At 72.1% G+C, this 19818-nt stretch carries 20 protein-coding genes; 12 read left to right on the top strand and 8 right to left on the bottom strand.

Annotation, left to right across the window (positions count from 1 at the left end):
* From Q0A33_RS02840 to Q0A33_RS02820, 5 genes are all read left to right on the top strand, one after another.
* On the top strand, positions 1–879 hold an 879-nt coding region (locus tag Q0A33_RS02840; protein WP_291792803.1), incomplete at its 5' end, for a spermidine/putrescine ABC transporter permease.
* Positions 864–1937 carry an ABC transporter permease subunit gene (locus tag Q0A33_RS02835; RefSeq protein ID WP_291792799.1) on the top strand — a complete coding sequence of 358 codons (1074 nt, stop codon included), beginning with the start codon at positions 864–866 and terminating at the stop codon, positions 1935–1937. The genes Q0A33_RS02840 and Q0A33_RS02835, both read left to right, overlap by 16 nt.
* A complete protein-coding gene (locus Q0A33_RS02830) occupies positions 1934–3040 on the top strand; it encodes an ABC transporter ATP-binding protein (RefSeq protein WP_291792796.1) in 1107 nt (368 codons plus the stop codon). The genes Q0A33_RS02835 and Q0A33_RS02830 overlap by 4 nt, the downstream gene beginning before the upstream one ends.
* Positions 3031–3753, top strand: a complete 723-nt coding sequence (locus tag Q0A33_RS02825) for an HAD family phosphatase (protein ID WP_291792793.1) — start codon at positions 3031–3033, stop codon at positions 3751–3753. The genes Q0A33_RS02830 and Q0A33_RS02825 overlap by 10 nt, the downstream gene beginning before the upstream one ends.
* A 34-nt stretch (positions 3754–3787) precedes the next feature.
* Positions 3788–4720, top strand: a complete 933-nt coding sequence (locus Q0A33_RS02820; RefSeq protein ID WP_291792789.1) for an endonuclease/exonuclease/phosphatase family protein — start codon at positions 3788–3790, stop codon at positions 4718–4720.
* Between the two features lie 109 nt (positions 4721–4829).
* Here the strand turns inward: Q0A33_RS02820 and Q0A33_RS02815 are convergent, their stop codons facing one another.
* From Q0A33_RS02815 to Q0A33_RS02795, 5 genes are all read right to left on the bottom strand, one after another.
* Positions 4830–6338 carry an MFS transporter gene (locus tag Q0A33_RS02815; protein ID WP_291792785.1) on the bottom strand — a complete coding sequence of 503 codons (1509 nt, stop codon included), beginning with the start codon at positions 6336–6338 and terminating at the stop codon, positions 4830–4832.
* A gap of 167 nt (positions 6339–6505) precedes the next feature.
* Positions 6506–7414 (bottom strand): ABC transporter substrate-binding protein, encoded by a 909-nt coding sequence (locus Q0A33_RS02810; protein WP_291792781.1) that lies wholly within the window; start codon positions 7412–7414, stop codon positions 6506–6508.
* Between the two features lie 63 nt (positions 7415–7477).
* Positions 7478–8149, bottom strand: coding sequence for an ABC transporter permease (locus Q0A33_RS02805; RefSeq protein ID WP_291792778.1), 672 nt, complete (start codon positions 8147–8149; stop codon positions 7478–7480).
* A complete protein-coding gene (locus Q0A33_RS02800; RefSeq protein ID WP_291792776.1) occupies positions 8146–8802 on the bottom strand; it encodes an ABC transporter permease subunit in 657 nt (218 codons plus the stop codon). The genes Q0A33_RS02805 and Q0A33_RS02800 overlap by 4 nt, the downstream gene beginning before the upstream one ends.
* Positions 8799–9755, bottom strand: coding sequence for an ATP-binding cassette domain-containing protein (locus tag Q0A33_RS02795; protein ID WP_291792772.1), 957 nt, complete (start codon positions 9753–9755; stop codon positions 8799–8801). The genes Q0A33_RS02800 and Q0A33_RS02795 overlap by 4 nt, the downstream gene beginning before the upstream one ends.
* Positions 9756–10055: 300 nt before the next feature.
* Here Q0A33_RS02795 and Q0A33_RS02790 point away from each other — a divergent pair, with 300 nt between their 5' ends.
* Together Q0A33_RS02790 and Q0A33_RS02785 are read left to right on the top strand one after the other, a co-directional pair.
* Positions 10056–10562: a DinB family protein gene (locus Q0A33_RS02790; protein WP_291792769.1), complete on the top strand. Its 507-nt coding sequence runs from the start codon at positions 10056–10058 to the stop codon at positions 10560–10562.
* 158 nt (positions 10563–10720) lie between these two features.
* Positions 10721–11242, top strand: a complete 522-nt coding sequence (locus tag Q0A33_RS02785) for a hypothetical protein (RefSeq protein ID WP_291792766.1) — start codon at positions 10721–10723, stop codon at positions 11240–11242.
* Between the two features lie 153 nt (positions 11243–11395).
* On the opposite strand, the gene Q0A33_RS02780 is transcribed toward Q0A33_RS02785, so the two are convergent.
* Positions 11396–13243 (bottom strand): ABC-ATPase domain-containing protein, encoded by a 1848-nt coding sequence (locus Q0A33_RS02780; protein WP_291792763.1) that lies wholly within the window; start codon positions 13241–13243, stop codon positions 11396–11398.
* A gap of 202 nt (positions 13244–13445) precedes the next feature.
* On the opposite strand from Q0A33_RS02780, the gene Q0A33_RS02775 reads away from it, so the two are divergent.
* Together Q0A33_RS02775 and Q0A33_RS02770 are read left to right on the top strand one after the other, a co-directional pair.
* The gene (locus tag Q0A33_RS02775; RefSeq protein WP_291792759.1) at positions 13446–13934 is read left to right on the top strand and encodes a helix-turn-helix transcriptional regulator; all 489 of its coding nucleotides are present in this window, start codon (positions 13446–13448) and stop codon (positions 13932–13934) included.
* Positions 13931–14353, top strand: coding sequence for a VOC family protein (locus Q0A33_RS02770; RefSeq protein ID WP_291792756.1), 423 nt, complete (start codon positions 13931–13933; stop codon positions 14351–14353). Before Q0A33_RS02775 ends, Q0A33_RS02770 begins: the two co-directional genes overlap by 4 nt.
* 15 nt (positions 14354–14368) lie before the next feature.
* Here Q0A33_RS02770 and Q0A33_RS02765 read toward each other — a convergent pair whose 3' ends face one another.
* Positions 14369–15229, bottom strand: coding sequence for a helix-turn-helix domain-containing protein (locus Q0A33_RS02765; RefSeq protein ID WP_291792753.1), 861 nt, complete (start codon positions 15227–15229; stop codon positions 14369–14371).
* 82 nt (positions 15230–15311) lie between these two features.
* Between Q0A33_RS02765 and Q0A33_RS02760 the strand changes: the two genes are divergently transcribed.
* The gene (locus Q0A33_RS02760) at positions 15312–15848 is read left to right on the top strand and encodes a VOC family protein (RefSeq protein ID WP_291792750.1); all 537 of its coding nucleotides are present in this window, start codon (positions 15312–15314) and stop codon (positions 15846–15848) included.
* Between the two features lie 70 nt (positions 15849–15918).
* Here the strand turns inward: Q0A33_RS02760 and lhgO are convergent, their stop codons facing one another.
* Positions 15919–17172 (bottom strand): L-2-hydroxyglutarate oxidase, encoded by a 1254-nt coding sequence (gene lhgO / locus Q0A33_RS02755; protein WP_291792747.1) that lies wholly within the window; start codon positions 17170–17172, stop codon positions 15919–15921.
* A 376-nt stretch (positions 17173–17548) separates the two neighbouring features.
* Between lhgO and Q0A33_RS02750 the strand changes: the two genes are divergently transcribed.
* The gene (locus tag Q0A33_RS02750) at positions 17549–18154 is read left to right on the top strand and encodes a hypothetical protein (RefSeq protein WP_291792743.1); all 606 of its coding nucleotides are present in this window, start codon (positions 17549–17551) and stop codon (positions 18152–18154) included.
* Between the two features lie 143 nt (positions 18155–18297).
* On the top strand, positions 18298–19818 hold the full coding sequence (locus tag Q0A33_RS02745; protein ID WP_291792740.1) for a site-specific DNA-methyltransferase: 1521 nt from the start codon (positions 18298–18300) through the stop codon (positions 19816–19818).

Below are 19818 nucleotides of genomic sequence, written 5' to 3'. Positions count from 1 at the left end.
CGCCCCGCCCCGGCACGGGCGGGGCGCGGGCTGCGGCCCACTCCCGCCTGGGCCGCGCTCGCGCCCCTGGCGATCGTCCTGCTCCTCTTCTTCGCCGTGCCGCTCGTGGGCATGGTGGTCACCTCCCTCGTACTCCCCGGCGGGCGGGGCGAGGCCGGCACCCTGAGCCTGGACAACTTCGCTGCGCTGGGCTCCGGCTCCCGGTCCATGGCCCTGCGGAACAGCCTCGTCCTCTCCGCGGCGGCGGCGACGATCGCCGCCGTGCTCGGCGGGATCTGCGCGTGGGCCATCTCCACGGTGAAGTCCCGGGTCGTCGACTCGCTCACGGCCGTCGTCTCCAGCGTCCTGGCCAACGACGGCGGCGTGCCGCTGGCCTTCTCCTTCATCGTCGCAGTGGGCAACACCGGCTACTTCGTCGCCCTGCTCACCGCAGTGGACCCCTCCTTCACGCTCTACAGCGTGCAGGGCCTCGTCCTCATGTACCAGTACTTCCTCATCCCCACGATGATCCTGCTGACGCTGCCCAGCTTCACCGCGCTGCGACAGCAGTGGCGGGAGGCCAACACCTCCCTGGGAGGCACGAGCCTCACCTTCTGGCGCCGCGTCGGGATACCCGTCATCACACCGGCTCTCCTGGGCGCCTGGCTGCTGATGTTCGGCTCCGCGTTCGGCACCCACGCCTCGGCCGCGGTGCTGATCGGCACGGGAGGGTTCCCGCTCATCCCGCTGGAGATCGCCGGGCAGCTGGCCGGCTCCGCCGCCACGGGCGGCGAGGGCGTCGCCATGGCGCTCGGCGTGACCACGGGCGTCATCGCCGTGCTGGTCCTCCTCGCCTTCAACGCACTCATGAGAAGGAGCGCCAAGTGGCTGAACACGTGACTCCCGCGGTGCCGTCGTCTCCTCCGGGGCAGATCGCGCCCGAGGCCCGCACCGGCCCCGCACGCTCCGGACGTCCCGGCCCGCCGCGTTCCGGCCGCACCACGAAGACGCTCGCCTGGCTGCCCCTGATCGCACTGGCGATCTTCATCCTCACACCTCAGCTGAGCTCGCTCACCTACTCCTTCTTCCGCGGCGACGGCAGCTTCACGACCGAGGGCCTCACGGGGCTGGCCGACTCCGGGGCCATCGTCGCCCCGCTCCTCCGCAGCCTCGTGATCGCCTCCCTCACGGTGGTCGTCCTCATCGCGACACTCGTGCCCGCCGTGGTGGCCGTCCACCTGTGGGCGCCGCGCCTGCGTCCGCTGCTGAGCATCCTCTGCACACTGCCGCTGGTGGTGCCTGCCATCGCGATCGTCGCAGGGCTGACCACGGTGCTGCGGGGCCTCGCCTCGCAGGGCAGGGGCAGCCTCGGCATGCAGGTGAACACGCTCCTGCAGTCGCAGGACCTCCCGCTGGTGCTCGTGGGCACCTATGTGGTCTTGTGCCTGCCGTTCACCTACCGCTCCATCGACGCCGCCCTGTCCACGCTGCCGCTGCGCACGCTCTACGAGTCCTCCTCCGTGCTGGGTGCGGGGATGCGCACCACGCTGTGGCGCGTGGTCGTGCCCAACATCCGCGGCTCCGTGATGTTCTCCGCGTTCTTCACGTTCGCACTGTCCATCGCGGAGTACACCGTGGCCGCGACCCTGTCGATCAACACCCTGCCGGTGTACCTCAACACCCTCTCCAGCACGAACTTCCGCGGCTCCATCACCCTGTCCGTGCTGCTCAACCTCACCACCTGGCTGCTGCTGGCGGCCGCGACGCTGAGCGCCTCCCGGTTCGGGCAGAGGGCGGAGGCGGCACCCGCGGCCGAACCCGGCGCGGGCTCCGCCCCCTCGGCCGGCCCGCCCGCAGGCCTCGCCCCCGCAGCCGCGGCGGCCGCTCGGGAGGCGTCTCCCGCCTCGGCGCCGATCGCAGCCCCAGACTCTCCCCGGAAGGAAGCCCAGACACCATGAGCACCACCGCACAGACGAGTGCGCACGCACCGCGCGGCGACCGGGCACCCGCCTCGGACCGCGAGCCCATGTCCGTCCGGTTCCAGGACGTGCGCAAGTCCTACGGCAGCACGGAGGTGCTGAGGGACTTCAGCATCGACATCGAGGCCGGCTCCATGGTGAGCTTCCTGGGCCCCTCCGGCTGCGGCAAGACGACGACGCTGCGGATCCTCGCGGGGTTCGAGGAGGTGAACGGCGGGGACGTCCTGGTGGGCGGCCGGTCCGTCCTCTCCCTGCCGCCGCACCGCCGGGACATGGGCATGGTGTTCCAGAGCTACAGCCTCTTCCCCAACCTCAGCGTCGCGGACAACATCGAGTACGGCCTCCGGATCCGCAAGGTGGACGCCGGTGCCCGCCGCCGTCGCACGGAGGAGCTGCTGGAGGTGTGCGGGCTGGCCGGGATGGGCCCGCGCTACCCGCATCAGCTCTCCGGCGGTCAGCAGCAGCGTGTGGCGCTGGCCCGCGCGCTTGCCACGCAGCCCACGGTGCTCCTGCTCGACGAGCCCCTCTCCGCCCTGGACGCCGCGGTCCGTTCCTCACTGCGCGACGAGATCCGACGAGTGCAGCAGGCGCTGGGCACCACCACCGTGTTCATCACCCACGACCAGGGCGAGGCCCTGGCGATCGCGGATCGCGTGGCCGTCATGAACGGCGGCCGGATCGAGCAGCATTCCGCCCCGCACGAGGTCTACTCCCGCCCGCAGACGCCGTTCGTGGCCCGGTTCGTGGGATCGATCAACGAGTTCGCCGTTCCTTCCGGATGGCACCCGGGGTCCCCTCTGCCCTCGGACAGCACCGGGGCGGAGATCGTCTTCGTCCGCCCGGAGGATCTGGCCGTGTCGCCGGAGCCCGAGGGCCTGCTGGAGGTGAAGAGCCAGGTCTACACCGGTGAGCGCACCATGGTGCGGCTGGGGGCGCCGGGCCGGGAGGAGGCGCGCTGGTCCGCCTCCCTGGCCTCGGCCGAGGCCGGTGCGGTGCCGCCGGGCACCCGCGTGCGCGCCACCGTCACCGCCGAACCGGCCATGCGCCTGCCCCGCGCGCAGGCGGGAGGGGCGTGGACGTGAGCGCCCGGATCGCCGCGACGCCGGGGACGGGTGCCGCAGAGGCGGTCCAGGAGGTCGCCGGCGTCGTCTTCGACTGCGACGGCGTGCTCGTGGACTCGGAGCAGCCGTGGCTGGACATCATGGCCGCACAGCTGCGGCGGCTGGGACTGGCGGACACGAGCCCGGAGACGCTGCGGGGCATGACCGCCGCCGAGGCCGTCGCCGCGCTCGGCTCCCTCCACGCCGAGGCCGTGACGACCGGCGGGGGCAGCGCCGATGTGCGCCCCCCGCACGCACGGGACATCGACCTCGCCTACAGCGCCGCGCTGACGGACCTGTCCGCGCCCATGCCCGGCGCGCCGGAGCTCGTCCGGGCGCTGTCCGGCAGCGTGCCGGTCGCGGTGGCGAGCAACGGCCGGGAGGAGGACGTCCGCGGCCTGCTCGAGCGCGCGGACATGCTGCACCTGTTCGACGTCGTCGTGACGATCGACGACGTGGACCGCGGCAAACCGGCGCCGGACCCCTACCTGCTGGCGGCGGCCCGTCTGGGCGTGGATCCGCGCGCGGCGGTGGCCTTCGAGGACTCGGTGCTGGGTTCGCAGGCCGCGCACACCGCAGGGCTCACGGTGGTGGGGGTGAATGAGGACCTCTCGGTGCCTCTCACAGCGGACCTCCGCCTGCGGAGTCTGCGCGAAATCCGATTCGACCCGCACACCCGCACACTGCGGACATGAGACGGCATCCCGCACTCTGACGAACGGAGAGACAGTGACACGACAGCATCCGCCGCAGGCGGCACGCTCCTTCACCCTGCAGACGTGGAACGTCTGGTACGGCGGCCGCGAAGTGGACTACGGCCAGGAGAAGCAGTACGCGATCTGCGCGCAGTTCCCCGCCGAGGTCCTCGCACTCCAGGAATGCTGGGGCACCGCTGCGGAGAATCTGGCGCCCAAGCTGGGCGCCTCACTCGCGCAGCGCGGCTGGGACACCGCTGTGCTCAGCACGGGCCCGCTCCGGCCCGTGGAGACCTCGACCCTGCCCTATGCACAGGCCGCACTCGTCACCCCGTGTGAGGGCGGGCCCACCGTCCTCGTCTGGTCGGTGCACCTGGCTCCGTACCCCTACGCCGTGTACCGCGCCCTGGCCGGCGACGGGCAGGAGGTCGCGGATGCGGAGGAGGCGCCTCGGCTCGAGCAGATCGAGGAGGTGCTCGCAGAGACCTCGCGCATCTGTGCCGAGGAGGGCGAACCGGACATGCCCGTCGTGGTGTGCGGCGACTTCAACACCCCCGCCACGGGCGACTGGGCCGCACGCCCGGACCGGCCCCCGCTGCGCTGGCGGTCACCGGACGCGCTGCTGGAGGCCGGCTTCGTCGACGCCTTCCGCGCCGTCCACCCGGATCCCGCAGCGGTGCCGGCGGACTCCTGGTCGCCCATCGAACCGCTCGGCCGTGCCGGCCACGCGGAGAAGCCGGAACCGGGCAGGACCGACGGAGCGGAGCCGCGCGACCGCATCGACTTCGTCTTCGCCCGGGGCCTCGACGTGGTGGACGCCGTGATGCGCGGCTGCACGGCGGAGGGTCTCGTGGAGGACGGCTTCGAGGACGTGGGCGGGCTCTGCGCGCACATCCCGCATCAGCGGCAGAACCGCTTCCCGTCCGATCACCAGCTGGTGGAGGCCCGCTTGGCATTCAGGAGCTGAGCTCTCCTCTCCCGATGTGCCGGAAACCGCAGGAGCCGCGCGCAACTGCGTGCGGCTCCTGCCGTTCTGTGCGGCTCCTGCGGTTCTGTGCAGGCGGGCCGTGCGCTCCTCAGCGGACGATCGTGAGGTCGATGCCCCTGCGCTCCGGCAGCCTGTAGGCGGCCCACAGCGCCAGCGCGGCGGCGAAGACGATGAACAGGTTCGAGGCCCACGGCGTCTCCAGGTAGACCGCCAGCTGGTTGACGTACGGCGTGGTCCCCCCGAAGACCGCCGTCGCCAGTGAGTACGCCAGGCCGATGTTGGCGGTGCGGGCGGCGGTGGGGAACGTCTCCGCCATGACGGAGGCGAGCAGGCCCGCGCCGGCGGACAGCACGATGAGAGCCACCGAGGTCGCGGCGAAGAGCGTCCACGGCCGGTCGTCGATGAAGGCCATGAGCGGGAACTGCGTGAGGATCACCCCGCCGGCGAAGACGAAGAGCACCGGCCGGCGCCCCACCCTGTCGGACACCGCGCCCCAGAACGGCAGCGCGGCAAGGCCGATGACGAGGGCCGCCACCAGCGCCCAATAGGCGCCCGAGGCGTCCATCCCCTCCTGGGTGACGGCGTACGTCGAGACGTAGGAGGTCCACGTGTAGTTGCTCGCCGCCACTCCGGAGACCAGGAAGAAGATCAGCACGATGGAGAGCGGGGTGCTCAGCGGTGCGAGGGTGCGAGCGCTGAAGGACGCAGCCCCCAGCCCCGCGTGTGCGGCACTGCCGGGGCCCGCAGGCTCACCCGCGCCGGCCTCGGGCACGGCGGCACCGGCCGGGCCGGAAGCCGCGCCTGCGCCGCCTTCCCCAGCACCCGCACGCGCCCCCGCCGCATTCCCGTCCTCCTGGAAGACCTGCGACTCGACCATGCCCACGCGCAGCCACAGCGCCACCAGGGCGAGCACCGCGCCCAGCAGGAACGGGATGCGCCAGCCCCACGCCTGGACGTCCGCCTCGGAGAGGGTCTCCGTGATGGCTCCGCCCAGCACGAACGCGAGGAAGGCACCGCCGAAGATCGTCATGAAGACGGTGGAGCCCCACAGGCCGCGGCGGCGGGCCGGAGCGATCTCCGCGATGTAGGAGTTCGCCGTGGCGGACTCGCCGCCGTGTGCGAATCCCTGCACCACCCGGGCCAGCAGGAGCAGCACCGAGGCGAAGATGCCGAACGTCTCGAACGTGGGCAGGAGCCCGATGAGCACGGAGGCGCCGGCCATCATGAGCATCGTCGTCACGAGGACGAAGCGTCTGCCGCGCCGGTCCGCGATCCGTCCGAAGACGATCCCGCCCAGCGGACGGAACAGGAAGCCGATCGCGAAGACGCCGAACGTCGACAGCAGCGCGGAGACCTGGTTCTCCGGGTTGAAGAGCGCACCGGCGATGAAGGGGGCGAAGACGGCGTAGGCGCTCCACTCGTACCACTCGAGCAGCTGGCCGGTCACGCTCGCCAGCATGGAGCGGCGGCGGACGGCTGCGCTGGGCGCGGCAGGCGCGGCCCCTCCCTGTGCGGCGACGGAGACCTGACCGGCGGCGGAGGCCTGTGCAGGCGCGGACGTCTGTGCAGGCGCGGAGGCCTCGGGAACGGGGTTCATAGCACGAGGATCCAGGCGGACGCGCTGCAGGTGCGGCGATTGCGTCGCCGGACGCCACAAAGCGTCACAGAACGTCACGGGCGGGAACTCGACAGGGTGCGGGCCGGCAACGGCGCGCGGCGGTGGAACCACCTGGCCGTCACCGGTTTCCGCCACACGTCCGGGGATCAGCCCACGAGGGCCTTCTCCTTCACCCACTCCCCTGCCACGACCTCTGCGGTGGCCTGCTCCTCGACGCTGCGGGTGTTGAGGGCGAGCAGATCCTCCTGCGTGAGCGCACCGGAGACCTCCTCCAGCAGACCGCGAGCGTCCGCGCCCACAGCCTCGGAGACCACCGGCACCACGTTCTCCGGGGGCACCAGCGCCTCAGGGTCCGCGAGCACCACGAGGTCGTTCGCGGCGATGGCGGGGCTGGCGCTGAAGATGTTGGCCGCCGCGTCGATGTCCCCGTCCTCGAGCGCACCCACCGTGAGCGGACCGCCGGAGTCGTCGATCGTCTGCAGCTCCACCTCGACCCCGTAGACGTCCGCGAGCCCCTTCGGGCCGTAGGGACGCGTCTCGAACTCGGGAGTCGCGCCCACGACCAGGTCGTCGATGCCGGCGAGGTCGCCGATCGACTCCAGCCCGTGCTCCTCTGCGAACTCAGCTGTCACCACCATCGCGTTCTGATCCGTGGCGGGAGACTCCTGCAACGCGGTGAGCCCCTCGGGCAGAGCCCCGTCGAGCCCGGTGCGGATCTCCTCGGCGGTGCGGGCCTCGGTCTCCGGATCGAAGTACTGGAGAAGGCTGCCGGTGTACTCCGGGAACACGTCGATGCCGCCGTTCTCCAGCTCCGCCGCGTAGACCTCGCGCTGGCCGATCTCGAACTCGCGCCGGACGTCCAGCCCCGCGTCCTCGAGCACCTGGGCGTAGATCTCCGCGATGATCGTGTTCGAGTAGTACTGCTGCGAACCGATGACCAGCGTGCCACCGTCTTCGCCGCCGCTCTCGAAGGGATCGGAGCCGGCGCCGCAGCCGGAGACGGTCAGGACGGCCGCGGCCGCGGCTGCGAAGAGGGGCAGGGCTCTGGTTCTCACGATGGGAGTCCTCTCGGAGTGGGACGGGTCCGGTGTGCTGACGTCTCAGGTTCCGCAGGCACCTCAGGTGCCTCCTCGCAGGCCCGGCAGCCGGCGGAGGAGCCGCTGCGCCGTGCCGAACGCCAGATCGAGCACGAGCGCGAGGACGATGACCACGGCGGAGGCCGCGAGCAGCAGCGGATAGTCGTACGTGCGCAGGCCGAGGAAGAGGGGGGCTCCCAGCCCGCCTGCACCCACGTAGGCGGCGAGGATCGCCGTGCCCACGACCTGCAGCGAGGCGAGGCGGATCCCGCCGAGGATGAGGGGCAGCCCGAGCGGGATCTGCACGGTCACGAGCACCTGCCACCGGCTCATCCCCTGCGCACGGGCGGCATCGACGACGTTCTCGTCGACGGATTCCACCCCCGAGTAGGCACCTGCCAGCACGGAAGGCACCGCCAGAACCACGAGGGCGACCATGGGAGCCAGCAGACCGAGGCCGGTGAACAGCGCCACGAGCGTGAGCAGACCCAGCGTGGGCAGCGCCCGCACGGTTCCCGAGGCCGCCACGACAAGGTTCCGGCCTCGGCGGAAGTGACCCACGGCGAAGCCGATGGGCAGCGCGACGCACGCGGCGAGAAGGACCGCGAGGAGCGAGTACTGAAGGTGTTCGAGGACGCGCGCGCCCAGGCCGGCCGGGCCGGACCAGGTGGCCGGATCGAGCAGGAGGTGCAGTGCGGCGGCCGGCTGGTTCACGAGGCGCTCCCCCTTCCGGTGCGCTGCCAGGGCATGAGCGCCCGTCCGAGCGCCATGAGGAACAGATCGGCCGCGAGTGCAAGGGCGGCCGTGATCACCACACCGCTGACGATCGAGGGGATGATCCCGCGCTGGAACCCGTCCGTGAACAGCGATCCCAGCGACTGCACGCCCAGGACGGCGCTCACGGTCACCAGACTGATCGTGCTCACGCTCACGACGCGCAGGCCCGCCAGGAGCGCCGGACCCGCAAGCGGGAGGTCGACGGTCCAGAAGCGCCCCCAGGCGGAGTGGCCCTGGGCCGTTGCCGCGAGCCGGACCTCGGCAGGCACGGAGTCCAGGGCGTCTGCGACCGAACGCACCATGAGCGCCATGCCGAAGAGGACGAGGGCGACGACCACGTTGACGGCGTCCCGCACGCCGGTGCCCAGGAGGACGGGAAGCACGATGAAGAGGGGAAGGGAGGGCACCGCGTAGAGAAGACCGGTGCCGGAGACGATCACTCCGCGCAGCGGGCGCAGACGATTGGCGAGGACCGCGACGGGCACGGACAGCACGAGCACCGCGGCGATCGCCGGGAGGCTCAGTCCCAGGTGCGAGACGGTGAGGGTGAGGAGGTGCGCACGGTTCTCCAGGATCCAGTCCACGCTCACGCCCCCGGTTCGTCGCCGGACGGCCGGCGCTGGCCGGGTGACCGGCCGTGGCCCAGCTGATTGCTGCCGGGCGGTGCCGCCTCGTGTGCGGGCGGCACCGTGCCCGGGGCCGAGGTCGCGCCCGAGGACAGCGCACCCGCCTCCACGACGCCCAGGGGACGGCCGTTCGGATCCTCGATGGCCCAGCCGCCTGTGGCACGGCGGTGGGCGCTGAGGCTGCGCTCCCCCGTGCCGATGCCGAGGAACCGTGCGACGAAAGCATCGGCGGGCTCCTCGACGAGCTCACGCGGCGTGCCCGTCTGAGCCACCTCACCGCCTTCGCGCAGCACCACGACCTGATCACCCAGGGTGAGCGCCTCCTCCACATCGTGGGTGACGAAGACGACCGTCTTCTCCAACTCTGTGCGGATCCGCATGATCTCCGTCTGGAGCTCGCGCCGGACGAGCGGATCGACCGCGCCGAAGGGCTCGTCCATGAGGAGGATGTGGGGATCGCCGGCGAGCGCCCGGGCCACGCCCACGCGCTGCTGCTGGCCGCCTGAGAGCTGATCCGGATAGCGCCGGCCCAGGGAGGCGTCGAGGCCCACGATCTCGAGCATCTCCTGCGCCCGGGACCGGGCCTCCCGCCGGTCCGCGCCGTTGAGACGGGGGACAGTGGCGACATTGTCGATGACCCGTCGGTGCGGCAGGAGCCCCGCGCTCTGCATGACGTAGCCGATCCGCCGGCGCAGGCCGACGGGCGCGGCCTGCGCGACGTCCTCTCCGTCCACCAGCACTGCGCCCTCGGTGGGGTCCACCATCCGGTTGACCATGCGCAGGAGGGTCGTCTTCCCACAGCCGGACGACCCCAGGAGGACGGCCGTGCTGCGGGAGGGGACGTCGAGGGAGAAGTCGCGGACGGCCGTGGTGCCGTCCGGATAGGTCTTGCCGACGTTCCGGAACTCTATGCCCATGCCGCAGGGCTCCCTCCGTTCGGCTCGGGCCCCGGTGTGCGCCGCAGCGCTGCCGGGTGCAGGACACCAGCCTATACACATCGACAGGGCCCTGAGCAGGCGATTTTGCCCGCGGGACGCACCGGTCGAGCAGCGGGGCGGGGCCCGGAGCCCCCTGGCGCGCACCCGCGACGGGTGGGAGGATCGCAGAGGGAGCGGACGGCCGCGCAGATCGCCCCTCGCGGACACCGCGGCCGCCGGCCCACGCAACCGCGGTCCGCGGTCCCGCCCCGCACGCACCTGGCTCAAGGAGGCACGCACATGGACGCACGCGAGGTGCTCATCGAATTCGCCGGCCGGCCCCTGGCCGCCGCACAGACCCTGCACGGACTCCCCGCGGAGGCCCTCAACCGCCATCCGGCCGGCCACCCCAACTCACCGGCATGGCTGCTGTGGCACGCAGGGAGGGAGATCGACCTCCAGCTCGCGGACCTCTCCGGCGGCGAGCAGGTATGGACGCACGGCGGGTTCGCCCGTCGCTCCGGCCTCGGTGTCGCAGGAGACGACCTCGGCCTGGGGCACACCCCGGAACAGGCGCGTGCGATCGAGGTGGAGGACGCGGGGCCCCTGCTCGAATACCTCGCGGAGGTCACCGACGCTCTGCGCTCCTATGTCCGCTCACTCGCCGAGGAGGACCTGGACGTGGTCGTCGACGACAGCTGGGATCCGCCGACGACCCGCGGTGTGCGCCTCGTGAGCATGATCGACGACGCCGCGCAGCATCTGGGCCAGGCCGCATATGCGGTGGGAGCTCCGGACGCCTCGTAGGAGCGCCGCGCGGCCCACACGCCGGTGCAGCGACGGTCCGGGCTGTGTTCCCGGTCTGCCACACGCGCTCCGATCTGCGCACACGCACGTGCGGCGCGACGCTGAGGACGGTGTGAGGCTGGGACCTGTCAGCTCAGCCCACCTGCCGGGAGAACCCCATGCGCACCCTCCGCACCGCCAAAACCCTGTCCGTCCTGGGCGGCCTCGCCGCCGCGCTCTCGCTCTCCGCCTGCGGGATGACCGTCTCCTTCGACGAGCCGGCCCCGGAGGAGACGGCGGCTCCCAGCGAGGACGGCGCCGCCGACGGCACCACTGACCGGAGCGCTCCCGCGGCGGATCAGCCGACGACAGAATCCGAGGAGGGAGACGGCTCAGGCACGGGCGCGGGCACCGATGACGCGGGAGGATCCGGCGGCGCAGGGTTCTCGCTCGACGAGGACGGCACCGGCGTCATCCCGGCGGACATCCTCGAGGAGGACATCCGTGAGGCGTACGCGAATCAGGGGACCACGATCGAGGCCGTCGAGTGCTCGAACGACATGCACGTCTGGAACGAGACGGGCTCCTCCTCCTGCACCGTGACGGCCGGAGGCGAGGAGCACTACGGGGTCGCGAAGGTGGTCTCCGTCAGCGGCCAGCAGGTCGAGTACGAACTCGAGTTCGCCGGCGTCGACTTCTGAGCGACGGCGCAGCTCCGCGTGCGCCGCACCCTGCACGGGCTCGGCGCCTGCGGAGTCTGTCTCCGCACAGGCCGAACGTCTCCGAGTCCGGCCTCGTGGCCGGTCCGGCCTCACAGCCCGTGCGAGTCAGACCGGCCACGGGGCCCGCACGGCTCAGTCCGCGAGCTTCAGCCGGCGATAGCGCCCCACTGCGGCGAGAAGCTCGTGCCGCCGCGGGCGCGCCAGGCGACCGGGATGCCCGCGGTGGGGCGAGAGCCAGTCCAGGCCCTCGGCGTCGAAGCGCCGTTCGAGGGCGTCGAGGGCCTCGGCGAGGCTCGTCTCCCCGTCGAGCTCGCGGCTGAGCACGTCGAGGGCGCGGGCGATCGCCTCGGTCTGCGAGGGATCGACCAGCTGCACCACGGCCCCCAGCTCGATCGTCTCCGTACCGTACTGGATCTGCCCCAGTCCCCGGGCACGGGCAGGCTTGGGGCTCTTCCCCCGGCCGCTGCCGCCTGCGCCCCGGCCTGCCGGGCCTCTGCCGCCGCGGTGCTGCGCACCCCGGCCGGCCGCGTCCGGCCCCTGCTCCTCACCTCTACCGAGGCCTCCGCGGGCGGGCACGCGCGAGACGGCCGCGGCGAACACAGGACCACCGGCCGCAGCGGCCCCGGCATCGTCCGCCGCCAGCGCCCGCGCCTGTGCGGTGACGTCACGCGGAACGTACTCGTCGAGGGCGATGACGTGGTCGGCGACGTCGAAGAAGGCGCCGGAGCCGCCGGCCACCAGCACGGTGGACACACCGCGCTCCTCGTACAGCGGCCGGATGCGGTCCACGAACGGCGTGATGGGCTCACGGTTCGCGGGGATGAGGCGGCGCATGCGCTCGTCGCGGATCATGAAGTTGGTCGCCGAGGTGTCCTCGTCGATGAGCAGGGCACTCGCGCCGGCTTCCACCGCCTCGACGAGATTGGCCGCCTGCGAGGTGGAGCCGCTGGCGTTCGTGGTCGAGAAGGCTCGTGTGTCCGTGCCGGTGGGCAGATTGGTGATGAAGGGCGAGATGTCCACGCCCGTCACCGCGCGGCCGTCCTCCGCCCGGATGGAGACCGCATCCGGCCGCGTGAGGACCCACTCGCGGCCGTCGCCGGCGATGTGCGGATACACCCCGCGCTCCACGGCGCGCAGCAGAGTGGACTTGCCGTGGTACCCGCCGCCCACGATCACGGTGACGCCCTCGGGGATCCCCATGCCCGTGACGGTCCGCCCGCTGGGCAGCGCGAACTCCGCACGCAGCGACTCCGGGACGGCGAAGGGCACGGCGCCGAGGCGGGTCTCCAGCGGCAGGTCCGAGTCGCCGGAGCGCCGCGGCAGGATCGCGCCCTCGCCCACGAAGGCGATGAGCCCGCGCTCCCGCAGGGAGGCGCGCAGGTGCTCCTGGTCGCGGAGGAGGACGACGTGGGCGCGCAGGGCGTCACGGGTGGGCGCGTCGAACTCCCCGTGGAAGAGCGCGGCGCGTGCGACCTCGGGCAGCAGCTCCGTGAGGATCCGCGCGGCCGCGCGGCCCTTGATGCGGCGGCCGGCGGCGGGCAGCGCCACCTCGAAGCGGACCTCCACGCGGTCGGGTGCGAGGAGGACGCTGCTGCGTGCGAGCACCTGCTGGCCCGGTTCGTCGATGCGGATGTCCCTGTCCGCTCCCGCCGCACACAGCTGCGCGGCGAACCGGCGCGTGAGGAAATCGCCCACCGCGATCCTGTCGTCAGCCGTCTCGAGGAGATCCTGCGGCAGCGCGGCGTCCTCTGCGTCCACGAGCACGCACACGCGCGAGGGCGGGGCGTAGGGATCGGACTGCACATGGTCGATCGCCACCGCGAGGTCGCCCAGCTCGTGCGTGCCGTGGAGCTGCTTGTAGGACGGGTAGCTGCGCCCGTCCATGCCGATGAGCGTCCGCGCGAGGTCCTGGGCTCGCCTGCCGTTCTGGGGCGGCTTGTGGCTCTGTCCCTGCCTGTCCGATCCGTGCCTGTCCTGCATGGGCCCAGTCAATCAGACGGCACGGACACCGGTGTGGGAGGCCGGCCTCCGAGTCGCAGAGCCTGTACCGCTCCGCCGCACCCCGGCACCTCATCGATCAGGAATCGAGAAGCCCGCCGCCGGCCCGCGCGCCTACTGTGGACGCATGCACAGCGCTCCGCCTCACCGCACGCGTCCGTCCGGCCGCTCCCGGGCGGCCTGAATGCGCACGGACGCGGAGAGACTCGCGGAGCTCGTGCTCCTGCGGCGGGTGCGCGACCGGATCGACCGGGAGCACGCCTCGCCGCTGGATGTGGAGGCCCTCGCCCGAGGCGTCCACATGTCCGCGGGCCACCTCAGCCGCCGCTTCCGGGAGGCCTACGGCGAATCGCCGTACTCCTACCTCATGACGCGGCGGATCGAGAGGGCGATGGCGCTGCTGCGGCGCGGCGACGTGAGCGTCACGGAGGCCTGCTTCGCCGTGGGCTTCTCCTCCCTCGGCACGTTCAGCACGCGCTTCACGGAGCTGGTGGGCACACCGCCCAGCGTCTACCGGAAGCAGGCGGCCGGAGCGACCGCGGGCGCACCCGCATGCAAGGTCCAGCGCGCCACCCGGCCCGTTCGCGTCCGGCGCCCTCCGCAGCCGGCCCAGGGCCCTCACCAGACCGACGACACCCCACAACCCGACCCACACGAAAAGAGAGAACCATGAGTCTGTCAGTCCGCTACGCGTTCCTCCCGCACACCGATCCGGAGGCCTCACTCGCCTTCTACCGCGATGTGCTGGGCTTCACCGTCTCCAACGACGTGGGCTACGAGGACATGCGCTGGATCACCCTGGACCCGCCCAGCACCGCGGAAGGAGCCTCCGTCACCTCACTCGTCCTGGAGCCGCCGGCCTGCGATCCCACCATCTCCGAGGAGGAGAGGCGGACGATCCTCGAGCTCATCGCCAAGGGCAGCTACGCCTCTCTCACACTGGCCGTCGACGACCTGGACGCCTTCTTCGAGAAGGTCGAGGCCGCGGGGGCGGAGGTCGTCCAGGAGCCCATCGACCAGGAGTACGGCGTGCGCGACTGCGCCTTCCGCGATCCTGCCGGCAACCTCCTGCGCGTCAACGAGGCAGGCTGAGGCCTCTCCGCCTCCTCATCGCTCCTCCCTGTAGCCGCTGGGTGTGAGGCCCAGGACGCGGCGGAAGTCCGCCGTCAGATGGGCGTGGTCGGCGTAGCCCAGCTCCGCCGCGATCCGGGAGACCGTGACGGCGCGGTCCTCGCGCAGGCGCTGCGCGGCCTCCTGCAACCGGTACCGGCGGATGATCGCCAGGGGCGGCAGGCCCACGCACGCCCGTGCCACCCGCTGCACACTGCGCACGGAGACGCCCAGCCGCTCAGCCACCTGTTCGATGCGCGTGATCGCACCGTCGCCGGCGATGAGGTCCTCCATCCTGTTGGCGAGGTCGCCGTGCGCGTCCGGCTCCGGAACGCGCGTCTCGATCCACTCGGCGAAGGCCACCGTCGCCGCGGCCCGCGCCGCTGCGTCCGCCTCCGCTTCTCCCATGGCGGCGCGCACGCGGCTGCACAGCTCCTCAAGCGCAGGCCCGCCCTCCTCCCGCACGGCAACCGGAACGTCAGCCGCGACCGAGGCCGGCTCGCCTGCCCGCCAGAGGGGCACCTCGGCGTCCCTCAGTACCGCAGGGGCGAATCCCAGCCCACGGACGGCGGCCGGCCGCAGCAGAGCACCCACCACCCAGCCGCACCCCGTGAGGTCACGGTGGGAGACGCGGGTGGTGGGCCCGGCGAGGGTGACCGCATCCGGATAGACCACGAGGTTGGAGGCGGGGAAGGGCAGGACGCTCTGCCGCGAGGTGCGCCCCGGAGCCACCCGCCACTGCGGGATCCAGAACCAGCGGATGCGGTTCTGCAGGTGCGCAGGCGCCGGCACGCGGTGGAAGGTGGGCAGGCGTGCGGGATACAGGATCCCTCGCCCGTCCAGCGGCTGCTCACCCATCGTCCCCGTCCTCCCGCACCGTCCTCCTGCGCTGTCGCAAATATTCAAGCACCGCGTCCGGCGCGATCCTTACAGTCGGAGCATGAGCGAGTCACAGGCCCCGCGCCGGGGCGTCACCGGCGCACACACCACTGACGGAATCCCCCACGGCACCACCAGTCTCACGCCGTTCCTCGCAGTTCCGCGCGCGGCGGAGGCCGTCGAGTTCTACCGCGAGGTGTTCGACGCCCGCGTCGTCGACGTCACGGAGATGGGCGGCATGGTCGTCCACGCCGATCTGGACATGGGCAACGGCCGGCTGCAGCTGGGCGAGCCCAATCCGGACTTCGGCCTCGTACCGCCGCCGGCCGGTGATGCGGACTGCTGCTCGATGGGCCTCTACTGCGCGGACGTCGACGCGGTCGTCGAGCGCGCCGTGGCAGCGGGTGCCACCATCAGGGAACCGGTGAGCGAGTTCGTCTCCGGGGACCGCTTCGCCTCGATCCGCGACCCCTTCGGCATCCGCTGGTCGGTCATGAGCCGCGTCGAGGACCTCTCCGAGGAGGAGAGCGCCCGCCGCGTGGCGCAGTGGGCGGCCGAGCAGGAGGCAGCTGCGCAGGGACAGGGGGCCGGAGAGTAGGCGGAGGCACGCCCGCTGCCCCGCGCGCGGGTACTCCCCTGCACGCCCGCATGCGGGTGCTCCGCCGCGCTCAGCGCAGGGACTCGACCGCCCTGTCCACCACGTACTCGGCGATCGCGAGCGAGCTGGTGGCGCCCGGAGAGGGTGCGTTGCGCACCTGAGTGAGCCGGCCTCGGGAGGTGATGACGAAGTCGTCCACGAGCGAGCCGTCCGGGTTCATCGCCTGCGCGCGCACCCCGCGGGGACCGGGCACCACGGCGGAGGCGTCCAGCTCCGGGACGAACTTCTGCGCCTCCGCGATGAACGCCTGCGGGCTCAGCGCGGTGCGCGCCTCCCGGGCCGCCGCCTTCATGTTCTGCGAGGCGAACTTCCAGAACCCCTTGTAGCCCAGCGTCCTGCCCAGGTCGGAGAGGTCGAGGCCGCCGATGGGCCCCACCTTCCGTTCGTACTTCTCCCGCCCCAGGGAGAGGAAGGCGTTGGGGCCCAGCAGCAGGGAGCCGTCGATGCTCCTGGTGAGATGCACTCCCAGGAACGGGTACGCCGGGTCCGGGACCGGATAGATGAGACCGCGCACGGCCTCGGCGGCCTCTCCGCGGGCCACGAAGTAGTCCCCGTAGAACGGCACGATCCGCGGGTCCTGCTCCAGCCCGCTCGCCACGGCCAGGCGATCCGACTGCAGACCCGCGCAGGTGACGACGAGGTCGAACACACCCGCGTCCTCGGTGACGGAGGATCCCTTGGCACCCGGCAGCGCCAGGCGCACCCGCACCTCACTGGAGAGGGTGTCCAGACGCGCCACCTCCGAGTCGTACCGGATGAGACCGCCCGCGGCCTCGAGATCGCGGCCCAAGGACTCCGTGAGCGCCACATAGTCGATGATCGCGGTGTGCGGCGAGTGGAGGGCGAGCACGCCGCGCACCCCCGGTTCCACCTCGCGCATCTCGTTCCGGTCGAGCAGCTTCACATGCGGGACGCCGTTGGCCTGCGCACGGGCGAAGATCGCCTCCAGGCGGTCCACCTCGTCCGTGTCCTGCGCGACGACCAGCTTGCCGCACTCCTCGTAGGGGATCCCGTTCTCCGCCGTGTAGCGGATGATCTTCTCCACCCCGCTGCGGCACAGTCGGGCCTTGAGCGAGCCCGGCTCGTAGTAGAGACCCGCATGCACCACGCCCGAGTTGTGCCCCGTCTGATGCGCGGCCAGGTGCGACTCCTTCTCGAAGAGGGTGACGGTCGCGTCCTCGAAGCGGAGCGCGAGTTCGCGCGCGACCGCGGTGCCGATGATGCCGCCTCCCACGACGGCGATGCGCTGTGGCTGTGCTCTCATGCCACCAGTCTGCCTGGTGCGGGCGGCGTTGGGGAGGTGTCGGAGAGGACGGGCCCGGCCGCATGAGGCGGGGACCGCACTCCTCGCACCGGTGACACGACCGTACCGCCCACCTGCGGCACGCCCTCACCGTCCGCTTCCGGCACGCCCTCATCGCCCGTTGGCAGTCCGCCTCATCGCCCGCCGGCAGTTCGCCGCGCTGTCCGCCGGCAGTCCGGCAGGCGCGTCCTCCGCACCTCCGCACAGATCACAAGTGAACCTGATCTCCGACGAAGGGGTCGACAGCCGCTCGGCGATGCGTAGACTCGGACCCACGGCATCCGCACACGGCCGGCAGCACCCGCGAAGCAGAGCGATTCGAAGGACGGGAGCGATCATGACCGAGACCCACGACAGCGCATTCGAAGCGGAGGACGCGCGCCTCTCGCCGGAGGCCGAACCCACGCCGGACGAGATCCTCGAGGCCGCCGAGGAGGAAGCCGAGGCCCAGGCCCTCGATGCGGAGTTCCGGGACGGGGAGTTCAGCGGCGGAGAGTCCAGCGCCGGGGACGGACTCGCTCCCGGCATGGAGCCCGGGCCGGACGAGGCCGACGGGGCACCCGAGGTCGCCCCCGAGCACGTGTCGCTCGGCAGCCTGGAGCCCGAGGCCGCGGAGCCCGGCGGCGCGGGCCCGGAAGGCACGGGCGTCGAAGGTGCGGACGACGCGCTCCTCGACGACAGCCCTCCGCGGCAGGAGTGCGGCAGCGAGACCAGCGATCCCCTCGGCGCCGTGAACGCGTTCTCCGCGGAGGAGACGCCCGCGGCGGAACAGGGCAATCGCGTGGGCGACGAGATGGTCTCCGACGGCGGCGACGACGCGGAGACCGCCCAGCTCGACGGCGACGACCTCGACGTCGACGCCGTGGCCGACGATGGGGTCCTGCCGGTGGACACCGTCGACGGCCTGCGGCAGGAAGCCGACGGCTTCGCCGACGAGGGCTGAACCCCACCCCGTACAGCCGCACCGCCCGCCTCCGAGCCTCGGGCACCTCGGGCACCAGCGCCGCTGATCCCCGCAGCTGACCCCTGCACGGCGAGCCTCTGCCGCGCACACCTGCGACGAGGTTCGCCGCTACAGTCGTACTCATGGCAGGAGCGGACCAGCGGGGAACGGCACAGGTGCGAGATGTGCCCCTGTCCCGGCCGGGCCAGGTCTCCTCAGCCGTCTCCTCAGCCGTCGAGGCACCGGCGGCCTCCCCCATCTCCGGAGCCTCCAGCACGTCACGGACCGCCGCGGGACAGGTCGCCCGGACCGTCGCAGAGGCACGCCACTCCGCACCGTCTCCGGTCACGACCGGTGACGACCTCGTCATCGAGGGCGACAACCTCGACGCGCTCCGCGCGCTGCTGCCCACGCACCGCGGCGCGGTGCGAGTCGTCTACATCGACCCTCCCTACAACACCGGGAACGCACACACGTACCGGGACTCGTTCCGCACCTCGGCCTCCTCCTCGGCCTCCTCCTCGGACGCCTGCCCCACGGAGCCGGCCTCAGCGGGCGGCCCGGACCCCTGCTGCGGGCCCACACACGCGTCCGCCCCCTCAGCCGATCCGGCCTCGGGCGGCGCCCGTTCCCCGTACCGGGACCACGCCGCGTGGCTGGACTTCATGCGCCCCCGCCTCGAGCTCGCCCGCGCGCTCATGCGGGAGGACGGGGTGCTGTTCCTCCACATCGACGACCGGGAGCAGGCCTTCGCACAGATCCTGGGACATGAGGTGTTCGGCGAGGAGAACAGCCTCGGAACGCTCATCCATCAGCGTGCCAAGGGCGGCGGGCAGGCGAAGTTCGTCATCCGCGGGCACGACTACATCCATGCGTGGGCCCGCAGCCTCGATGCGGCCGGACCACTGGTGACGGAGAAGAAGCCGCCCGCCAGGTACGAGGTGATCGACGGCCGGCGGATGCTCGTCGAGGACGACGTGCTGCGCGTGAGCTTCGGGACGTACGTCCGCGGACGGGAGCGCAGACTCATGTACGAGGACATCGAGGCCGTGCGGGGCCCGGCGAAGCTGGCCGAGATCGACAGGCGGCTGGCCTCCGGGGAGCTGGCCCTCCGGCCCTGGGGAGAACCGGATCCGGACACCGGCGAGCGCCGGCACGCCGTCGTCCGCCTCACTCCGGCGGAGCAGGCGACCTCCAAGCTCTACTCGATCCTGCGCGTGATGGGCTCGCAGGGCCGGAGCGACCTCGAGGAGCTGGGGCTCGGCGGGATCTTCGGCTACCCCAAGCCCGTAGAGCTCGTACGCACCCTCATCGAGGCCGTCACCTGGCACGATCCCTCAGCAGTGGTCCTCGACTTCTTCGCCGGCTCCGGCACCACGGCCCAGGCCGTGATGGAGGCCAATGCCCGCGACGGCGGGGCGCGCCGCTTCGTACTCGTCCAGAGGGCGGAGCCCATCGCCTCCCGGCTGCGCGCCGGTCGCGGTACGGACACGGGACGGGGCACCGCCTCCGCCGCGGCAGTTCCGTCCGCGTCCGAGGCCGCCCCCGCCTTCACGACGATCAGCGAGTTCTGCGCGGAGCGGGTGCGCCGAGCGGCTGAGCGCTGGGAATGCTCCAGATCAGTGCGGTACCTCCGCGCCGAGGACCTCGCGTCCGGCGGGTAG

Origin of the sequence: Brevibacterium sp., assembly GCF_022712115.1 — a bacterium.
Lineage (GTDB): Bacteria > Actinomycetota > Actinomycetes > Actinomycetales > Brevibacteriaceae > Brevibacterium > Brevibacterium salitolerans.
This window is presented reverse-complemented; position numbering and strand designations above follow the sequence as displayed.

Excerpts from the sequence above, each read along its gene's own strand:
- Q0A33_RS02830 (WP_291792796.1), top strand. The coding sequence starts at position 1,934 with ATGAGCACCACCGCACAGACGAGTGCGCACGCACCGCGCGGCGACCGG.
- Q0A33_RS02815 (WP_291792785.1), bottom strand. The coding sequence starts at position 6,338 with ATGAACCCCGTTCCCGAGGCCTCCGCGCCTGCACAGACGTCCGCGCCT.
- Q0A33_RS02795 (WP_291792772.1), bottom strand. The coding sequence starts at position 9,755 with ATGGGCATAGAGTTCCGGAACGTCGGCAAGACCTATCCGGACGGCACC.
- Q0A33_RS02790 (WP_291792769.1), top strand. The coding sequence starts at position 10,056 with ATGGACGCACGCGAGGTGCTCATCGAATTCGCCGGCCGGCCCCTGGCC.
- Q0A33_RS02785 (WP_291792766.1), top strand. The coding sequence starts at position 10,721 with ATGCGCACCCTCCGCACCGCCAAAACCCTGTCCGTCCTGGGCGGCCTC.
- Q0A33_RS02780 (WP_291792763.1), bottom strand. The coding sequence starts at position 13,243 with ATGCAGGACAGGCACGGATCGGACAGGCAGGGACAGAGCCACAAGCCG.
- Q0A33_RS02775 (WP_291792759.1), top strand. The coding sequence starts at position 13,446 with ATGCGCACGGACGCGGAGAGACTCGCGGAGCTCGTGCTCCTGCGGCGG.
- Q0A33_RS02770 (WP_291792756.1), top strand. The coding sequence starts at position 13,931 with ATGAGTCTGTCAGTCCGCTACGCGTTCCTCCCGCACACCGATCCGGAG.
- Q0A33_RS02765 (WP_291792753.1), bottom strand. The coding sequence starts at position 15,229 with ATGGGTGAGCAGCCGCTGGACGGGCGAGGGATCCTGTATCCCGCACGC.
- Q0A33_RS02760 (WP_291792750.1), top strand. The coding sequence starts at position 15,312 with ATGAGCGAGTCACAGGCCCCGCGCCGGGGCGTCACCGGCGCACACACC.
- lhgO (WP_291792747.1), bottom strand. The coding sequence starts at position 17,172 with ATGAGAGCACAGCCACAGCGCATCGCCGTCGTGGGAGGCGGCATCATC.
- Q0A33_RS02750 (WP_291792743.1), top strand. The coding sequence starts at position 17,549 with ATGACCGAGACCCACGACAGCGCATTCGAAGCGGAGGACGCGCGCCTC.
- Q0A33_RS02745 (WP_291792740.1), top strand. The coding sequence starts at position 18,298 with ATGGCAGGAGCGGACCAGCGGGGAACGGCACAGGTGCGAGATGTGCCC.